12 protein-coding genes and 2 pseudogenes are annotated in these 14,523 nt (G+C 73.3%); 5 read left to right on the plus strand and 9 right to left on the minus strand.

Annotated features, from left to right (window positions below):
* Nucleotides 1–21: 21 nt before the first annotated feature.
* The gene (locus AB0P06_RS08565) at nucleotides 22–564 is read left to right on the plus strand and encodes an MOSC domain-containing protein (RefSeq protein WP_363606104.1); all 543 of its coding nucleotides are present in this window, start codon (nucleotides 22–24) and stop codon (nucleotides 562–564) included.
* A gap of 147 nt (nucleotides 565–711) precedes the next feature.
* Here AB0P06_RS08565 and AB0P06_RS08570 read toward each other — a convergent pair whose 3' ends face one another.
* From AB0P06_RS08570 to AB0P06_RS08590, 5 genes are all read right to left on the minus strand, one after another.
* Entirely contained in the window at nucleotides 712–1,083 is a 372-nt protein-coding gene (locus AB0P06_RS08570) for a hypothetical protein (protein WP_363606106.1), read from the minus strand.
* A 240-nt stretch (nucleotides 1,084–1,323) separates the two neighbouring features.
* Entirely contained in the window at nucleotides 1,324–1,527 is a 204-nt protein-coding gene (locus AB0P06_RS08575) for a cold-shock protein (RefSeq protein WP_042388274.1), read from the minus strand.
* 304 nt (nucleotides 1,528–1,831) lie between these two features.
* Nucleotides 1,832–2,197: a hypothetical protein gene (locus AB0P06_RS08580; RefSeq protein ID WP_363606108.1), complete on the minus strand. Its 366-nt coding sequence runs from the start codon at nucleotides 2,195–2,197 to the stop codon at nucleotides 1,832–1,834.
* 109 nt (nucleotides 2,198–2,306) lie between these two features.
* Complete coding sequence (locus AB0P06_RS08585; protein ID WP_363606110.1) at nucleotides 2,307–3,203, minus strand: neutral zinc metallopeptidase; 897 nt, start codon at nucleotides 3,201–3,203, stop codon at nucleotides 2,307–2,309.
* A gap of 243 nt (nucleotides 3,204–3,446) precedes the next feature.
* Nucleotides 3,447–5,183, minus strand: a complete 1,737-nt coding sequence (locus AB0P06_RS08590) for an alpha/beta hydrolase (protein WP_363606111.1) — start codon at nucleotides 5,181–5,183, stop codon at nucleotides 3,447–3,449.
* A gap of 429 nt (nucleotides 5,184–5,612) precedes the next feature.
* Here AB0P06_RS08590 and AB0P06_RS08595 point away from each other — a divergent pair, with 429 nt between their 5' ends.
* A complete protein-coding gene (locus tag AB0P06_RS08595) occupies nucleotides 5,613–5,966 on the plus strand; it encodes a beta/gamma crystallin domain-containing protein (RefSeq protein WP_363606113.1) in 354 nt (117 codons plus the stop codon).
* Nucleotides 5,967–6,276: 310 nt separating this feature from the next.
* Here AB0P06_RS08595 and AB0P06_RS08600 read toward each other — a convergent pair whose 3' ends face one another.
* Together AB0P06_RS08600 and AB0P06_RS08605 are read right to left on the minus strand one after the other, a co-directional pair.
* A complete protein-coding gene (locus AB0P06_RS08600) occupies nucleotides 6,277–6,723 on the minus strand; it encodes a hypothetical protein (protein WP_363606114.1) in 447 nt (148 codons plus the stop codon).
* A 790-nt stretch (nucleotides 6,724–7,513) separates the two neighbouring features.
* Nucleotides 7,514–7,738 (minus strand): DUF397 domain-containing protein, encoded by a 225-nt coding sequence (locus AB0P06_RS08605; RefSeq protein ID WP_363606116.1) that lies wholly within the window; start codon nucleotides 7,736–7,738, stop codon nucleotides 7,514–7,516.
* Nucleotides 7,739–8,099: 361 nt separating this feature from the next.
* On the opposite strand from AB0P06_RS08605, the pseudogene AB0P06_RS08610 reads away from it, so the two are divergent.
* Both AB0P06_RS08610 and AB0P06_RS08615 read left to right on the plus strand, forming a co-directional pair.
* A pseudogene (locus AB0P06_RS08610) lies at nucleotides 8,100–8,360 on the plus strand (ATP-binding protein); the annotation flags it as partial.
* Between the two features lie 282 nt (nucleotides 8,361–8,642).
* Entirely contained in the window at nucleotides 8,643–9,125 is a 483-nt protein-coding gene (locus AB0P06_RS08615) for a hypothetical protein (protein ID WP_363606328.1), read from the plus strand.
* A gap of 217 nt (nucleotides 9,126–9,342) precedes the next feature.
* Here AB0P06_RS08615 and AB0P06_RS08620 read toward each other — a convergent pair.
* A pseudogene (locus AB0P06_RS08620) lies at nucleotides 9,343–9,564 on the minus strand (DUF4440 domain-containing protein); the annotation flags it as partial.
* A gap of 237 nt (nucleotides 9,565–9,801) precedes the next feature.
* On the opposite strand from AB0P06_RS08620, the gene AB0P06_RS08625 reads away from it, so the two are divergent.
* Entirely contained in the window at nucleotides 9,802–13,635 is a 3,834-nt protein-coding gene (locus tag AB0P06_RS08625; RefSeq protein WP_363606117.1) for a phosphodiester glycosidase family protein, read from the plus strand.
* 190 nt (nucleotides 13,636–13,825) lie between these two features.
* Here the strand turns inward: AB0P06_RS08625 and merB are convergent, their stop codons facing one another.
* Nucleotides 13,826–14,485 (minus strand): organomercurial lyase, encoded by a 660-nt coding sequence (gene merB / locus AB0P06_RS08630; RefSeq protein WP_363606118.1) that lies wholly within the window; start codon nucleotides 14,483–14,485, stop codon nucleotides 13,826–13,828.
* Nucleotides 14,486–14,523: the final 38 nt, after the last annotated feature.

Consider the following 14,523-nt stretch of genomic DNA (forward strand, 5'->3'; position numbering starts at 1 on the left):
ACCGAAGAAGGGGTTCGCGGGATGAGCGGGACGGTAACGGCCGTCAGCAGCAGCAGCGAGTACTCGTTCACCAAACCCAACCGGGCCGGCATCACGCTGCTCGCGGGGTTCGGTGTGGAGGGGGACGTGCACGCCGGCGTCACGGTCAGGCACCGCTCGCGGGTCGCGCAGGACCCCACCCGGCCGAACCTGCGTCAGGTCCACCTCATGCACGAGGAGCTCTTCACCGAAGTCGGCGAGGAGGGATTCGACGTGGCGCCCGGCGAACTCGGCGAGAACATCACCACCAGGGGCGTCGACCTGCTCGGCCTGCCCGTCGGGGCGCTGCTGCGCATCGGCGACGAGGCGGTCGTGGAGGTCACCGGTCTGCGCAGTCCCTGCCTGCAGATCGACAAGTTCCGGGACGGGCTGCTGAAGAAGGTCGTCGGCCGTGACGAGGCCGGGAATATCGTGCGTAAGGCCGGGATCATGGGCGTCGTCCGGGCGGGCGGCGTGGTGCGTCCCGGCGACGCGGTCACGGTGGAGCTCCCGGACGGGCCGCACCGGCCCCTCGACCGGGTCTGAGCCCTTCCCCCGGGCAGGCCGTCAGGCCGGGGCGGTGGGCGCGTCACCGGTCCGGGGCCCGTGGTGCTCCCGTCCTGGCGGACCGCTCCTGCGCCCCGTCCCGGTGACGGGGCGCAGGGGCAGGGGCAGGGGCAGGGCGGCCGCCGGTCACTGGTCGGAGTAGCTGAGGTCCCCCACGCTCCAACTGCTGACGTCCTTGATCGCGATGCGGTACATGCCGCCGGTGTGGGGCAGGCCGTAGCTGCCCTGAAGGATCTTGGCGACGTGCAGGTGCAGATGGGTCGCCGGCCCGGTGGTGGCCGAGGAGGCGTCCGGGGGGTCGGTGAACAGCGCTGCGAAGGGTTTGAGGTGCTCGGAGGCTTCGAGGACCTCGGCGACCCGTTCGCGCCACACCGCCTCGGCGGCGAGCCTTCCGGTGATGACAGCGCCGGGGACGACCACGGTGACGGGCATCTGGTTGCTTCCGGTGGACTCCACCATGGTGGCGATATCGGTGAGCAGCTGATCCGGTTTGGACATGCCGCCAGGCTAACCGTCGCGGCCTGCGCCGGGCCAGGGGCGCCGGAGGGGTGTCGCCGGGACGCGGCGCCCGGACCGGGCCACGGGGTCGGGCCGCGGGACCGGGCTGCGGGACCGGACTGCGGGACCGGGCGCCGGGGTCGGGCTGCGGGGCCGGCCGGGTATGCCGAAGGGCCCGTACCGCGCGATCGCGTGGTACGGGCCCCGTGCTGTCCGGCGAGAGCCGTGCAGCGGCAGGAACTACAGCGGGCGAATGTTCTCCGCCTGCGGGCCCTTCTGGCCCTGCGTGACGTCGAACTCGACCTTCTGGCCCTCGAGCAGCTCACGGAAGCCCTGGGCGTTGATGTTCGAGTAGTGGGCGAAGACGTCCGGGCCGCCACCCTCCTGCTCGATGAAGCCGAAGCCCTTCTCCGCGTTGAACCACTTCACAGTGCCATTAGCCATTAAAAATTCTCCTTCAAAGGGCATTCCGAAACCCGCACCTCGCAGGTCCCGTGTCGCCGCTATGATGACCCGCCCGGGGAAGAGCCGGGAAACAAAAATGCGCCTGCCGTTACAACCAGCAGGCGCACACAGAGTTCATGGGAACCAAAACTGCAACTAAGAACGACTGTAGCAGGCGGCAAAGCGAAACGGCGGGTTTTCCGGGGCCTCTTTTTTCGGGGCGGGGCGCCCGGCCCCGGCCGCCCCCCGGCGGCGGGACCGGGTCGGGGGGCGGGCCGGGTGCCGGCCTGGCGGCGCGGGCCGGTCAGGGGCGGTCGAGGGTGATGGAGTTGATCGGGCCGAGGTCGGCGTGGACGCCGTTCTGGGCGGGGATGTCGTAGCCGCAGCCGGTGCCGTTGTAGCCGGTGCACAGGTGGGCGTGGGCGCCGCCGGACTGGTTGTTGAGGACCCAGTGGTTGCCGTGCTGGTTGCTGAGGTTGTGGGCGCCGTAGCTCCAGAAGACGTCCGTGGGGGTGGTGGCGGGCGAGTCCTGGGGGTAGACGCAGACGGCGCCGTGGGGGCAGTTCTCCCAGGAGCCGCCGTCGGCGGCCTGGGCGCCGGTGACGGTGAGGACGGTGATCGCGGCGGTCGCGAGGGCGAGCGCGGCGGCGGCGTGCAGGATCCTGCGCATGAGGGTCTCCCTTGCTGGTGACGACCGGCCTGACCTGGCCGGTCGTCAGCAGCGTAGGAGCGCCGGGGCGGCCGCGGTCCCTGACGGATGACAGGGTGGGCGGCGTCGGTCAGCGCTGGGCGAAGGTGTCGCAGCGGGCCATGTCGCCGGTGCGGTAGCCGGTGGTGAACCAGGTCTTGCGCTGGTCGGAGGAGCCGTGGGTCCAGGTGTCGGGGTCGACGCGGCCGGTGGCCTGCTTCTGGATGCGGTCGTCGCCGACGGCGGCCGCGGCGTCGAGGCCCTGGGCGATGTCCTGGTCGGTGAGGGCGCTGATCAGGGGCCGGCCGGTGGAGGGCTGGGGGGTGGTGGTGGCGTGGTGGGCCCAGACGCCGGCGTAGCAGTCGGCCTGGAGTTCGAGTTTGACGGAGGCGCTGTTCTGGCCCTGGCGGTCGCCGCCGACCTTCTGGGTGGTGCCGGTGAGGTTCTGGATGTGGTGGCCGTACTCGTGGGCGATGACGTAGGCCTCGGCGAAGGGGCCGCCGCGGGCGCCGAAGCGGGTGGAGAGCTCGTCGAAGAAGCCGAGGTCGACGTAGGCCTTGCGGTCGCCGGGGCAGTAGAAGGGGCCGACGGCGGAGGTGGCCGGGCCGCAGGCGGTGGAGACCCGGTCGGTGAACAGGACGGTCTCGGCGGGGCGGTAGGCGGTGCCGTGGCGGGGCAGTTCGGCGCGCCAGTAGTCCTGGAGGCTGTTGGTGACGGCGACGATGCGGCAGTCCTGGCGGCGGTTGGCGTCGGCGCCGCTCTTGCAGGTCTTCTGGACCTCGCCGGCGGTGCGGGGTCCCGCGGCGGAGCCGGAGCCGGAGGTGCCGTCGGTGAGGCCGAGGACGGCGGGGTCGACGCCGAGCAGGACGGCGAACAGGACCGCGATCAGGCCCACGGCGCCGCCGCCGATGGCGATCTTCCCGCCGGGGATTCCGCGCCGGTCGTCGACCTGTGAGGTGTCGAGGTCGCCCTGGTCGTCGAACTGCATCCTTGCCCATCCTCGCGCGACGGTCCGTCTGTCACCGCCCGGCCACGGTGGCCGGGGGCCCGTGCCCCCGGGCGCGGGTGCGGGTGCGCTGGTCAGGGGCGGTTCGCCCAGGGTACGGGGGGTGTGGGCCGGTTCGTGGGACGGGGCCCGGGACGTGGGGCGCGCGGGACGTGGGCGCCGGGGCGGCGCGGCGGTGTCCCGGACGGCGGGCGGACGGCAGGTCGGGGGTCAGCCGGGTCGGGGTCAGCCGGGGAGCCGGCCGGTGAGGAGGAAGGCGGTCAGCGGGTCGCGGACGCGCGGGTCGGCGAAGTCGACGCCGTGGCCGGCGGCGTCGACGGTGAGCAGGGCGGCCCGGTGGCCGAGGGCGCGCCGGGTCCGGCGGGCGCCGGTGAGGGGGGTGTCGGGGTCGCGCAGGTCCTGCAGGAGAAGGATGTTGCGGGGGCCGGCGCCGGTGATGCGGACCGGGGGTTCGGCGGGGCGGTAGTGCCAGAAGGCGCAGGGCCAGACGTTGCCGGGCATGCCGTTGGTGAGCGGGTGGCGGATGCGGTCGGCGGCGGTGCGGGCGGCGTAGTAGGCGCTGTCGCGGGGCCAGGGGGTGTCGCCGCACAGGACGGCGTCCTGGGCCGCGATGAAGTTGTCGGGGACGACGCCGGGCAGCGGGCCGGCCGGGCCGTCGGCAGCGGCCGACATGGCGGCGGCCGGGGTGGTGGGCGGGGTGGCGGCCGGGGCGGCGGGCGGGGTGGCGGCGGCGCGTTGCCAGACGGCGGCGGCGGTCGGGTAATAGGCGGCCGGGGTGGTGGGCGGGGTGGTGGCGGCGCGTTGCCAGACGGCGGCGGCGGTCGGGTAATAGGCGGCCGGGGTGGTGGGCGGGGTGGTGGCGGCGCGTTGCCAGACGGCGGCGGCGGTCGGGTAGTAGGCGGGTGAGACGAGGGTGGCGTAGGTGACGGTGCGCAGGGCGTTGCCGGTGAGGACGCGTCCGTCGCCCAGGACGAGGGGGGTGGTGTCGAGTCGGGCGGTGAGGCGGTCGTAGGTGGCGCGGACGGCGGCCGGGTCGGCGCCCAGGTGGAGGGTGCTGTCGTGGGCGGCCAGCCAGGCGGCGAGATCGGGGAAGGCGTCCTCGGCGCCCTGGCCGAGCAGGCCGAGGGCCTGCCGTTCGCCGCCGGGGGCGACGACGCTGTCCAGGACGACGCGGTCGGTGCGGGCGGGGAAGAGGGTGGCGTAGACCTCGCCGAGGTAGGTGCCGTAGGAGGTGCCGAGGTAGGAGATCCGGGGGTCGCCGAGGGCGGCGCGGACGCGGTCGAGGTCGCGGGCGGAGTTGGCGGTGGTGATGTCGGCGAGGTAGCCGCCGGTGCGGGCGGCGCAGCTGTCGGCGACGCGGTGGGCGTGGGCGAGGTTGGCGGTGATGGTGCCGTCCGGGGCGGGGAAGGGGTAGGCGAGGGCGGCCGAGCGGTCGGCGGGCGGCAGGCCGCAGGCGACGGGGGCGCTGTTGCCGATGCCGCGTTCGTCGAGGCCGATCAGGTCGTCGTGGTCGAGGACGGCGGGTGGCAGCTGGGTGGCCATCCGGCTGGGGTGGTCGAGGCCGGAGCCGCCGGGGCCGCCGGGGACCACCAGGAGGTCGCCGTGGCGGTGGGCGGGGGTGGCGGTGCGGATGCGGGAGATCTCCAGGGTGATGGAGCCGGCTTCGGGGTGGCGGTAGTCGCGCGGCACGCGCAGGCTCGCGCACTGCTGGCGCGGGTCCCTGGGGGTGACGGTGCCGTTGGCGTTGGGGGTGGGCGCGGGGCAGGCGCCCCAGGCGAGCGCGGTACGGGCGGGCGCGGTACGGGCGGGCGCGGTGCGGGCGGGCGCGGTACGGGCGGGCGCGGTGGCCGCGGCGGCGGGCGGGGCGCAGGTGGGGGCGAGCAGCAGGGCGGCGGCGGTCGCGGCGGCCGCGGTCGCGGCGCGGGGGCGGAACGGCCTTGTACGGTGGGTGAGTTGGGGCATGGTTCGGACGGTAGGGGGTGGGCGGAGCGGTGGCTTGGACCCGTGGGTGGACTGCCCGCGCCCGGGTCTCCACCCGTTCCTCCACCTGCCCGCGCCCGGGTCTCCACCCGGGTGCCGGCGCCCGGGCGGCCTCGCTGATCGCGTCGTCCGGCGCCGCACAACGGCGGCAGTCACGGTCACCGGCAATCATGCTCGAATCATGCCAACTCCCCCAATCAGCACTGATCCGGACATTCTGGGGCGAATTTCAGCCGGGGACCGCAAGCGGATTGCCGTGCACAGCAGCCCTACAGGATCGTCGTTGGTGTAAGCACGAAACGAGACGTGATGGCCGCACTGCAGCGGTCATTGAGATGCTTTTCAACACGACGCCGCCCACGCCGGTTGCGAAGTGACCTCCCCGTTCGGCATTCGAATCAAGGAGAACTTGTGATCTCAAAAACGAAGAAGGTCGCGCGTTCCATGGCCGTGGCGTTCGCCGCGGCCGCCGCGTTCACCCTGACCGTGCCGACCGGCAACGCTTTCGCCATCGACCATGTCGAGTGCCGAGGCGGGGAGGACTTCCTGAAGATCTGGTCGCACGACGGCGGCCGTCAGAGCGTGGACTGCTACGCGAACGGCGGAAGGACCTCCTTCGGCGGGTGGTGGGTCGACAGGATCTCCACGGGGAACAACGACTTGATCTACTACGACGACAACGGCGATTCGGTGAAGATCACACGGTGGACCGACATCTCCTTCCCGAACCGTCCGCCGAAGGTCAAGGACATCGAAATCGTGTGACGGGTCAACGGACCGGCCGCCCCGGGACGGCCGTTCTCACTGATTGTCCATTCCGGGACACCGCCGCCCCGTATGCGCGATGTCGCCCGAGCGCAGGGGGAGGATCTTCGCTGATGCCTTCCGAGTGGGCCAACGCACCTGCCCCCTGGTTCGGAGGGAGTACTTCGAGTCGGGGCGCTTGATCAGGCGGTCGGCTTCGTGCCTACGTCGGGGGGCGAACACCTGATCCGGCGTCAGCGTCCGGTCGGGGAAGGGAACGAATGGTGCTCCCTCCGGGAGTCTCCGGAGGGAGCACCACAGGCACTGCGGGTCAGTCCGACTGCTTGATCACGCCGTCGACGGCGGGGTGGGACAACCGGTATTCCGGATCACCGGAAGCGAGCGGACTGACCGCCCCGTAGGGCAGATCGAACTCGGCCCAGTAGAGCCGCATCGCGATGACGTAGCTCTCGACGGAACCTGGCTCCAGGAGGAAGACGTCGCCGCTCGGCCCGATCTCTCCGATTCGGTGTTCGAGGTCGGCCCGTTCACGGTCGTCAGCGCGGCGGACGTGGATCGGACCCATGTCCTTCCAGCACGAGATGCGCTCGACACCCGCGAAGAACAGGTCGAGAACCCGCACCGGAGAACCCCCGGGAGTGTCGTCGTCCAATTCCGGAAATCCGCGGATCACGGCGCAGGTGTGGCCGTGCCGGTAGTCGACGAGGCTGAACTGACGCCGGTCGGTCACATTGAGTTCGGCGGGAATGGCACTCACTTCCTCTTCACCATCGTCCAGCTGTTCACCCTGGGGCTCCAGCGATAGAGGCCGGCCTTGTCCATGAGACCTGCTTCATGCACCCGGACCAGCTCCCGCTGCGCAGCTATCGGCCTGTCGGCGCCGGCCCCCACGGCGGACGGGCCGGAACGTGCGCGGGCTCCCCCGGAATCCCCCGCACTCGGTCCAGCGCCTCGCTCACATTCTCCCCGCTCGAATGCACCACTGCCACCGAGACCCGAATCCTACAGGGATCACACGTGCCAGCGAACTATAATCGGCGTAACCGTGTGATCGGCAATAGTTTTTTGCGCCTTCCCGCACCCACCGGGCTCTCTCACGATGAAGTGGCAGCGCGCCAGAGGAGTCTGCTGCGCGTTCAACGAGGCACAGGACGACGTGCCCCCTGAGCCCGGCCGAACGCGGCCGGCTGACCGAGCTGCCGACCCGGCTCCTGGTCCACCACACGAAGGCGGCGCCGCGCACCGGCGGGAAATGACCACGGACGGCGCGGGAGAACACGGCGGCGGAAACCCCGCCGCAGGGTTCCGGTCGGTCACCGCACCGGCCCGCACCGTGCCCGGGGCTGCGCGGGCGGCCGAGGAGGACGTCGGCCAGGACCAGCAGCACACCCGTCGGGAGGTCTCGGCCATGGTCACCCAAGAGGGGGCTCGGCATGCTGCTGGTCCTGCGGATCGACCGCGGCCGTGAACAGTGGACCAGCCCCAAGTACGGTCCGGCGCACCCCTCTTGCGCCGGACCGCGGCCGTTGAGCCGGGGGCGGGGACCGTCAGACGAGACCGAAGCCGAACTCGCCCGCGGCAACAGCCGTGATGAAAGCCGCACGGGCCCCGGCGGTGAGAACCAGCGCCGGACCCCCGGGGTCCTTCGAGTCACGCACGCACGAGACCGCTTCGCCGGGAGTAGCGAACTCGACGCAGTCGACGTTGTTGCCGCTGTAGCTGGACTTCTTGAACTCCAGCCCGGCCGCAGCGGCGTTACTGACGTGGATCATGCCTTGAACCTGCCCCTCTGGTCGGAAATGAAGCGAAGCGATGCGTCGACACTCATGACCTCGGCCGCAACCTGCCTGAACTTCGCCCGGAAGAACTCCACGTTGGCGGGACCACCGACCCGAACCCCGTCGAGTAGACCCTCGATGAGAACGACACCCAGATCCCTCCCCGACTCGGCATCAGCCCGGCATCGCCGGACGCCCCCGGTGGACACCCAGGCCCGCCGTGATCACAACTGGCGGTTTCAGAACTACATGGCGCCGACAGAAGGCACCGTCCCGTGCACGCGGGCGTACACGGGACAGGCACATCATGGCAACAGGCACACTCCGGCGCACCTCTTGCGCCAGACCGTGACCGTTGAACCGGGAGCGGGGACCGTCAGAGGCCGATGACGTCGCGCCGCTCACCTCCGAGCTGGTCACCAACGCGCTGTCCCACGGGAAAGGCATCGACGACCTGCCGATCAAGGTGGAGGCCGGCGACACCGGCGCGCTCCGGGCCTCGGTGACCGACCCCGGCAACGGAACACCGCAGGTCCGACAGACGGCTGACATCGACTCCGGCGGGCGCGGCCTGGCCCTGGTGAAGGCACTGGCCACCGACTTCGGCTGGAAGCAGCTGGTCGGCGGAGGCAAACGGTCTGGTTCACCCTGGAACTGGAGGACCCGTTTCCCACCGGTACGGGGGCCGCGGCGACATCGGTCGGCACCGGGCCCGGGCCGCGGATCCTCGCGCCCGACGCCCACCGGCGGGTGGCCGGCCCGCGGCCGCCGCCACAGGTGCGGGCGTCCACCGGCGGGCGGCGCTGCGCCGCCCGGTGGCCGCCGTGTGAGCGGGGTCGCCGGCCGGCCGAGAGCGGCCCGTGTACCGGCCGCAGCCCGGGGCCGGTACACCGCGCGGGTGTTCGACCGGCGTGAGAAGCGCGCGTTCAACCGGATGCGCCAGGAGGAGGACACGGCCGACCTGATGCCGGCCCCTGAGGACCTGGCGGGCCTGGTGGGCCTGGTGGGCCTGGTGGACCTGGTGGGCCTGGTGGACCTGGTGGGCCTGGTGGAGAAGTTCGTGAAGGTCAAGGTCGATGAGCTGATCGGTCCACACCGTGCCGACATGCGGGACATGCGGGAGGCCGCGAAGGCCTCCGCATACGGTCCGGCTCCGGCCCGGCGGCCCCGCCGCCGCGGACAGACCCCCGGTGGCCCGCTGGTGCTCACGCGGGCCACCGGGTACCAACCCCCGCTCGTCACCGGCCGGGTCGTGGAAGAGCGCTGTGGCACCCCTGGGGGCCACACCCCCGCGAGCGCGGGCGCCGTACCGCGCCGGCACCAGCGGCAACCAGCCGTCCGTCACAACCGGGCGGCACACCAGACGGGGCCCTGCCCGTAGGTGCGGGCACCTTGAACGGGCCGGGCCCCACCCCCCTCGTGCCGGAACGCAAGAGGAACGGACACAGACAGACATGGACAGCGAGAGAGCCCGCCACACGGCGGCTTCGACAGCCCCGGCAGCGACGGGCCTGGGGATCGAGGGGCTGCGAGCGATCACCCGGACCGCGTTCGCCCCCGTCGAAACTAGAACAGTGAGGCCCCACGGGCTGCTGCGCTCAGGGCTGGTCGTACCAGGAGAACGCCGCGATCCGCCAGCCCTCCGGGGTGCGGACGAACTGGATGGTCTTGGTCCCGCCACCCTCGAACGGCTCGCCGTCCAGAACGCCGGCCTTACGGTACTCGCCGAAGCGCGACGCGATGTCGCCCACGATCTCGGTCCGCTCGGAGGTCTCCCACTCCGAGAACTCGACCAACCGCCCGCCGGCGAGCAGGCGTTCCGGAACACATACGCGCCGGCTGCGGCCCGTTGGCGCGGGGTCCGGGGGCTTTGTTCGCGGGGGTGAACGCGAGGGTTCACCGTCCGGTGGCGCGGAGGTCTTTCGTGGGCGATTGGCTTCGGTCGGCCCGGTGATCATGGACCCGGGCCCCGCCGTTCGCGGCGGCCACCGGGTGCGCCCTGCGCGCGTGCCCGGCGGCCGCCGCACCCGCAACCGTCCGAGGAGCTGAACCCCCCGATGCCACCCCCCGTCACCGGCACGCCCCGGTCCCGCCGTCCCGCCGCCGTGCTCGCGCTGGGCGCGCTCCTGGTCGCGGGCCTGCCCGCGCTCGTCCCCGCCACCGCGCACGCGGCGCCCGCCGTCTCGGCGGGCACCCCGGAACTGGTCCTGGACCGGCCGGGCGAGTCCGTCGTCACCCGGCGCGAGGTCACCCCGGTCGCGCCGGGCCTGACCATGACCTCCTTCGACCGGCTCGGGGCCGGCGGCTGGATCCGCGGCAAGGTGCTGGTCGCCGACCTCACCACCCAGGGCCTGAGCGTGGACTACCTGTCCTCCGGCAAGGTGACGACCCGCCAGGGCGTGACCGAGATGGCCAGGAACGCCGGCGCGGTCGCCGCGATCAACGGCGACTACTTCGACATGAACGCCTCCGAGGCGCCGCTGGGCGTCGGCGTCTCACGCGAGGGCGGCCTGATCCACGCACCCGTCGAGGGCTGGAACCAGGCCGTCACCGTCGGCACCGACGGCCTGGCCCGGATGGCCGAGGTGTTCCTGGCGGGCCACGCGAACCTGCCCGGCGGCCGCGAGGTGACGCTGGCCGGCGTCAACACCTACGGCCTGCCCGCCGACGGCGTCGGCCTGTTCACCCCCGCCTGGGGCAACGCCTCGCGCGCGAACTCCACCGGCGGCTCCGGCGAGGTCGCCGAGGTGGAACTGCGCGAGGGCAAGGTCACCGAGGTCCGCGACCACGTGGGCGCCGCGGTGCCCGAGGGCGCCACCGTCCTGGTGGGCCGCGAGGCCGGCGCCCGGGCGCTGCGCGACCTGAGGCCCGGCGACCGGGTCGACGTCGGCTACCGCCCGCGCGCCTCCTTCGGCGAGGTCGCCGTCGCCATCGGCGGCTACCAGGTGCTGGTGGCCGACGGCGTCGCCCGCCGCCCCGGCGACAACGACGGCAACGAGCTCAACGCCCGCACCGCGGTCGGCTTCTCCGCCGACAACAAGCGCATGTACCTGGTCACCGTCGACGGCCGCCAGGCCGACAGCCCGGGCATCAGCCTGCCCGACCTCGCCGTGCTGATGCGGGACATGGGCGCCCACAACGCGCTCAACATGGACGGCGGCGGCTCGGCCGCGATGGCCGCCCGCCTGCCCGGCACCGAGCGGGCCGGCACCGTCAGCAGCCCCTCCGACAACGGCGGGGAGCGGGCGGTGGCCAACGGGCTCGGCCTGTTCAGCGCCCCCGGCTCCGGGCAGGCCCGCGGCCTGCGGCTGCGCCCGGCCGAGGCCGTGTCCACCGCCACCCGGGTCTTCCCCGGCCTGCACCGCACGGTGCGCGCCCTGCCCCACGACGAGACCTACGGCCCCGTCACCGGCGCGGCGCCCGCCGTGCGGTGGTCCACCCCCGACGGCGCCAGGGCCGCCGTCGACGGCCGGGGCACCGACGCGGTGGTCACCGGCCGCGCCTGCGGTCCGGTGACCGTCACCGCGAGCGCCGACGGCGCCGAGCCGGCCGCCCTGGCGCTGACCGTGCTCGGCACCCCGGTGCGGATCACCGCCGGCACCGACCCGGTCGCCCTGGAGGCCCCCGGCGCCACCGCCTCCGTCGCGGTCACCGGCTTCGACGCCCAGGGCCACGAGGCGCCCGTCGAGGCCGCGGACCTGACCGTCACCGGCGGCGAGGGCGTCGTCGAGGCCACCCCCGCGCCCGACGGCACGCTCACCCTCAAGGCGCTCGCCGACGGGAGGTCGGCCACGCTCAAACTGACCGCCGCCGGCCTGGAGACCGCCGTCGCCGTCACCGTCGGCATGGCCGAGAAGCCGTTCGCCGACTTCTCCGACGCCGCCGCCTGGACCTCCGGCAACGACCGCGCCCCCGGCGGCGGCGTCGCCCCGGTCCTGGGCCACGACGGCACCGCCGGCCTGCGGATGACCTACGACTTCACCCAGTCCACCGGCACCCGCGGCCAGTACGCCATCGCCCCGCAGGGCATCACCCTGCCCGGCCAGCCGCGCTCGCTCACGATGTGGATCGAGGGCGACGGCAACGGCGCCTGGCCGCGCATCCAGTACCGCACCGCCGCCGGCGTCACCGCCAACCTGGACGCCCCGATGGTCACCTGGACCGGCTGGCGAAAGGTCGAGTTCCCCGTCCCGGCGGGCGTGCAGTACCCGCTGACCTTCCAGCGCTTCCGCCTGATGGAGACCGGCGCCGCCCGCTCCTACACCGGCGCCCTCACCCTGTCCGACCTGCGTGTCAAGGTCGCCCCCGACGTCGAGCTGCCCGCGCGCCCGTACGTCACCGACCCGGTCGTGCTCACCAGCGGCACCGTGGACCACAGCCCGCTGCGGGTGGCCGTCATGTCGGACGCCCAGTTCATCGCCCGCAGCCCCGACAGCGACATCGTCCAGGCCACCCGCCGCACCCTGCGCGACATCGCCGCCGCCAAACCCGAACTCCTCGTCATCGACGGCGACTTCGTCGACGAGGCGGCCCCGGCCGACTTCGCCCTAGCCCGCACCCTGCTCGACGAGTTCGACCAGCTGACCGGCCACAGCATCCCCTGGCACTACGTGCCCGGCAACCACGAGGTGATGGGCCCCGGCACCATCGACAACTTCAAGGCCGCCTTCGGCGACACCAAGCAGGTCTTCGACGTCAAGGGCACCCGCTTCGTCACCCTGAACAGCTCGCTCGGCAGCCTGCGCGCCGGCGGCTTCGACCAGGTCGCCGGCCTGCGCTCGGCCCTGGACGACGCCGCGAAGGACCCGGACGTCACCGGCCTGCTGCTGTTCGAGCACCACCCGACCCGCGACCCGCTGCCCGACCAGGGCAGCCAGCTCGGCGACCGCAAGGAGGCCGCCCTCGTCGAGCAGTGGCTGGGCGACTTCCGGGCCGCCGGCAAGTCCGCCGCCATGGTCACCGGCCACGTCGGGGCCTTCCACGCGAGCAGCGTCGACGGCGTGCCCTACCTGATCAACGGCAACGCGGGCAAGGGCCCGGCCTCCGAACCCGGACGCGGCGGCTTCACCGGCTGGACCATGCTCGGCGTCAACCCCGCCGCCGGCAAGGTCACCGACCCCTACGCCGTGCCCGACGACGCCTCCGCGTGGCTGCGCGCCGAGGTCAGGGCCCGAGCGGACGCCGTCGCCCTCCAGGCGCCCGCCGCGCTCGGCCTGCTCGACAGCGCGCCCGTCACCGCGACCCTCACCCAGGACGGCGACCGCACCGTGCCGGTGGCCTGGCCGGTCACCGCCCAGTGGGGCGGCGAGCGCGTACACATCGGCCCCGCCGCCGGCGCCCCGCGCACCGCCGTCGCCGCCTACGACCCGGCCGCCCGCACCCTGACCGGGCTGCGGCCGGGCACCGCGACGCTGACCGTCACCGTCGGCGGCATCACCGCCCGCCAGGACGTCACCGTCGGCACCGCGCCCGTCTGCACCACCACCGTGCGCGGCACCCGCAGCAAGCCGCTCGCCGTCACCTCCGGCGTCACCTGCCTGGACGGCGCCACCGTCACCGGCCCCGTGCTCGTCCAGCCCGGCGCCGCCCTGGTGGCCACCGGCTCCACCGTCGAGGGCCCGCTGTCGGCCCGCGGCGCGGCCGCCGTCGTGCTGAGCGACACCCGCATCACCGGACCGGTCTCGGTCAGCGGCAGCACCGGACCGGTCGCCGTCCTGTGGTCCACCGTCACCGGACCGGCCCACCTGGCCCTCAACCAGGGCACCACCCTGCTCGCCGGCACCACCGTGAACGGACCGCTCGACTGCTCCGGCAACACCCCCGCCCCCACCGACGGCGGACACCCCAACACCGTGCACGGCCCCGTCTCCGGCCAGTGCGCGGCACGGTGACACCACCCGCGGCCGGCTGAGAACGGCCCGCCACCACCGAGGCCCGTGCGGGCGCCGTCCCCCGGCACCCGCACGGGCCCCGCCCGTTCAAGGACCGCACGGGCCCCGACCGCACGGGCCCCGACCGTTCGGGCCCCGCGTTCAGGCCCCGCCCGTTCGGGCGACGACCCCGGCGCGAAGGGAGCGGGGGTCACAGACCCCAGAAGGAACCGGTCAGCCCGACCGAACGCAGGTAGCCGGCCGCGGCGGCGGGTTCACGGCGCACGTACGGGCTGTGGAGGCGGCCCTCGTACCAGTGCGAGGCCAGACGCCACAAGGTGGGCAGGTTCAGGACGTAGCCGCGGTCGCGGCCGGTGGCGGCCAGCCAGCTGTCGACGCAGTCGGTGGAGCAGAAGAGACGCTGGTGGGCGCAGGTGTGCCGGACGTCGTCCCACATCCGGGTGGTGGGGACGAGGAAGTGGGCGACCTGGTCGCCGGCGGGCGGGGCCTCGCGGGTGACGGTCCAGGCATGGGGCCGGTCACAGGCCGGACAGGTGGTGGCGACCAGGGCCGGGGAGGCGCCGCGGACCAGGTGCGGCAGCGCGAAGGCGTCCCACGCGCAGCCGCCCCACCACAGGGTGGAGCCGCTCATGACGGAGAAGGCCGTCGGGACCGCCGAGAACGGGTGGGCCATCACGATCTCGTCGCGCTCGTCGATCACCAGGTGCCGGGTGAGGGCGAGTTGGCGCAGCCCGTTGCGCAGGGTCGATGAGTTCAGCCCGAGAGTCCTCACCAGTTGGTCGGGCTGCGGAGGGCGCCCGGTCTCGGCGAAGGTTCGATAGATGCTCTGGCGCAGCCGTTCCAGTTCCACGGCGCCAGCATGCCACAGGCGTGGCAGGCGTGGTGACA

The sequence above is a fragment of the Kitasatospora sp. NPDC088351 genome (assembly GCF_040685575.1).
Classification (GTDB): domain Bacteria; phylum Actinomycetota; class Actinomycetes; order Streptomycetales; family Streptomycetaceae; genus Kitasatospora.

What these genes read in the sequence shown, in the direction of transcription:
- AB0P06_RS08590 (WP_363606111.1), bottom strand. Translation starts at nt 5,183, where the DNA reads ATGCCCCAACTCACCCACCGTACAAGGCCGTTCCGCCCCCGCGCCGCG.
- AB0P06_RS08565 (WP_363606104.1), top strand. Translation starts at nt 22, where the DNA reads ATGAGCGGGACGGTAACGGCCGTCAGCAGCAGCAGCGAGTACTCGTTC.
- AB0P06_RS08625 (WP_363606117.1), top strand. Translation starts at nt 9,802, where the DNA reads ATGCCACCCCCCGTCACCGGCACGCCCCGGTCCCGCCGTCCCGCCGCC.
- AB0P06_RS08605 (WP_363606116.1), bottom strand. Translation starts at nt 7,738, where the DNA reads ATGATCCACGTCAGTAACGCCGCTGCGGCCGGGCTGGAGTTCAAGAAG.
- AB0P06_RS08570 (WP_363606106.1), bottom strand. Translation starts at nt 1,083, where the DNA reads ATGTCCAAACCGGATCAGCTGCTCACCGATATCGCCACCATGGTGGAG.
- AB0P06_RS08575 (WP_042388274.1), bottom strand. Translation starts at nt 1,527, where the DNA reads ATGGCTAATGGCACTGTGAAGTGGTTCAACGCGGAGAAGGGCTTCGGC.
- AB0P06_RS08585 (WP_363606110.1), bottom strand. Translation starts at nt 3,203, where the DNA reads ATGCAGTTCGACGACCAGGGCGACCTCGACACCTCACAGGTCGACGAC.
- AB0P06_RS08580 (WP_363606108.1), bottom strand. Translation starts at nt 2,197, where the DNA reads ATGCGCAGGATCCTGCACGCCGCCGCCGCGCTCGCCCTCGCGACCGCC.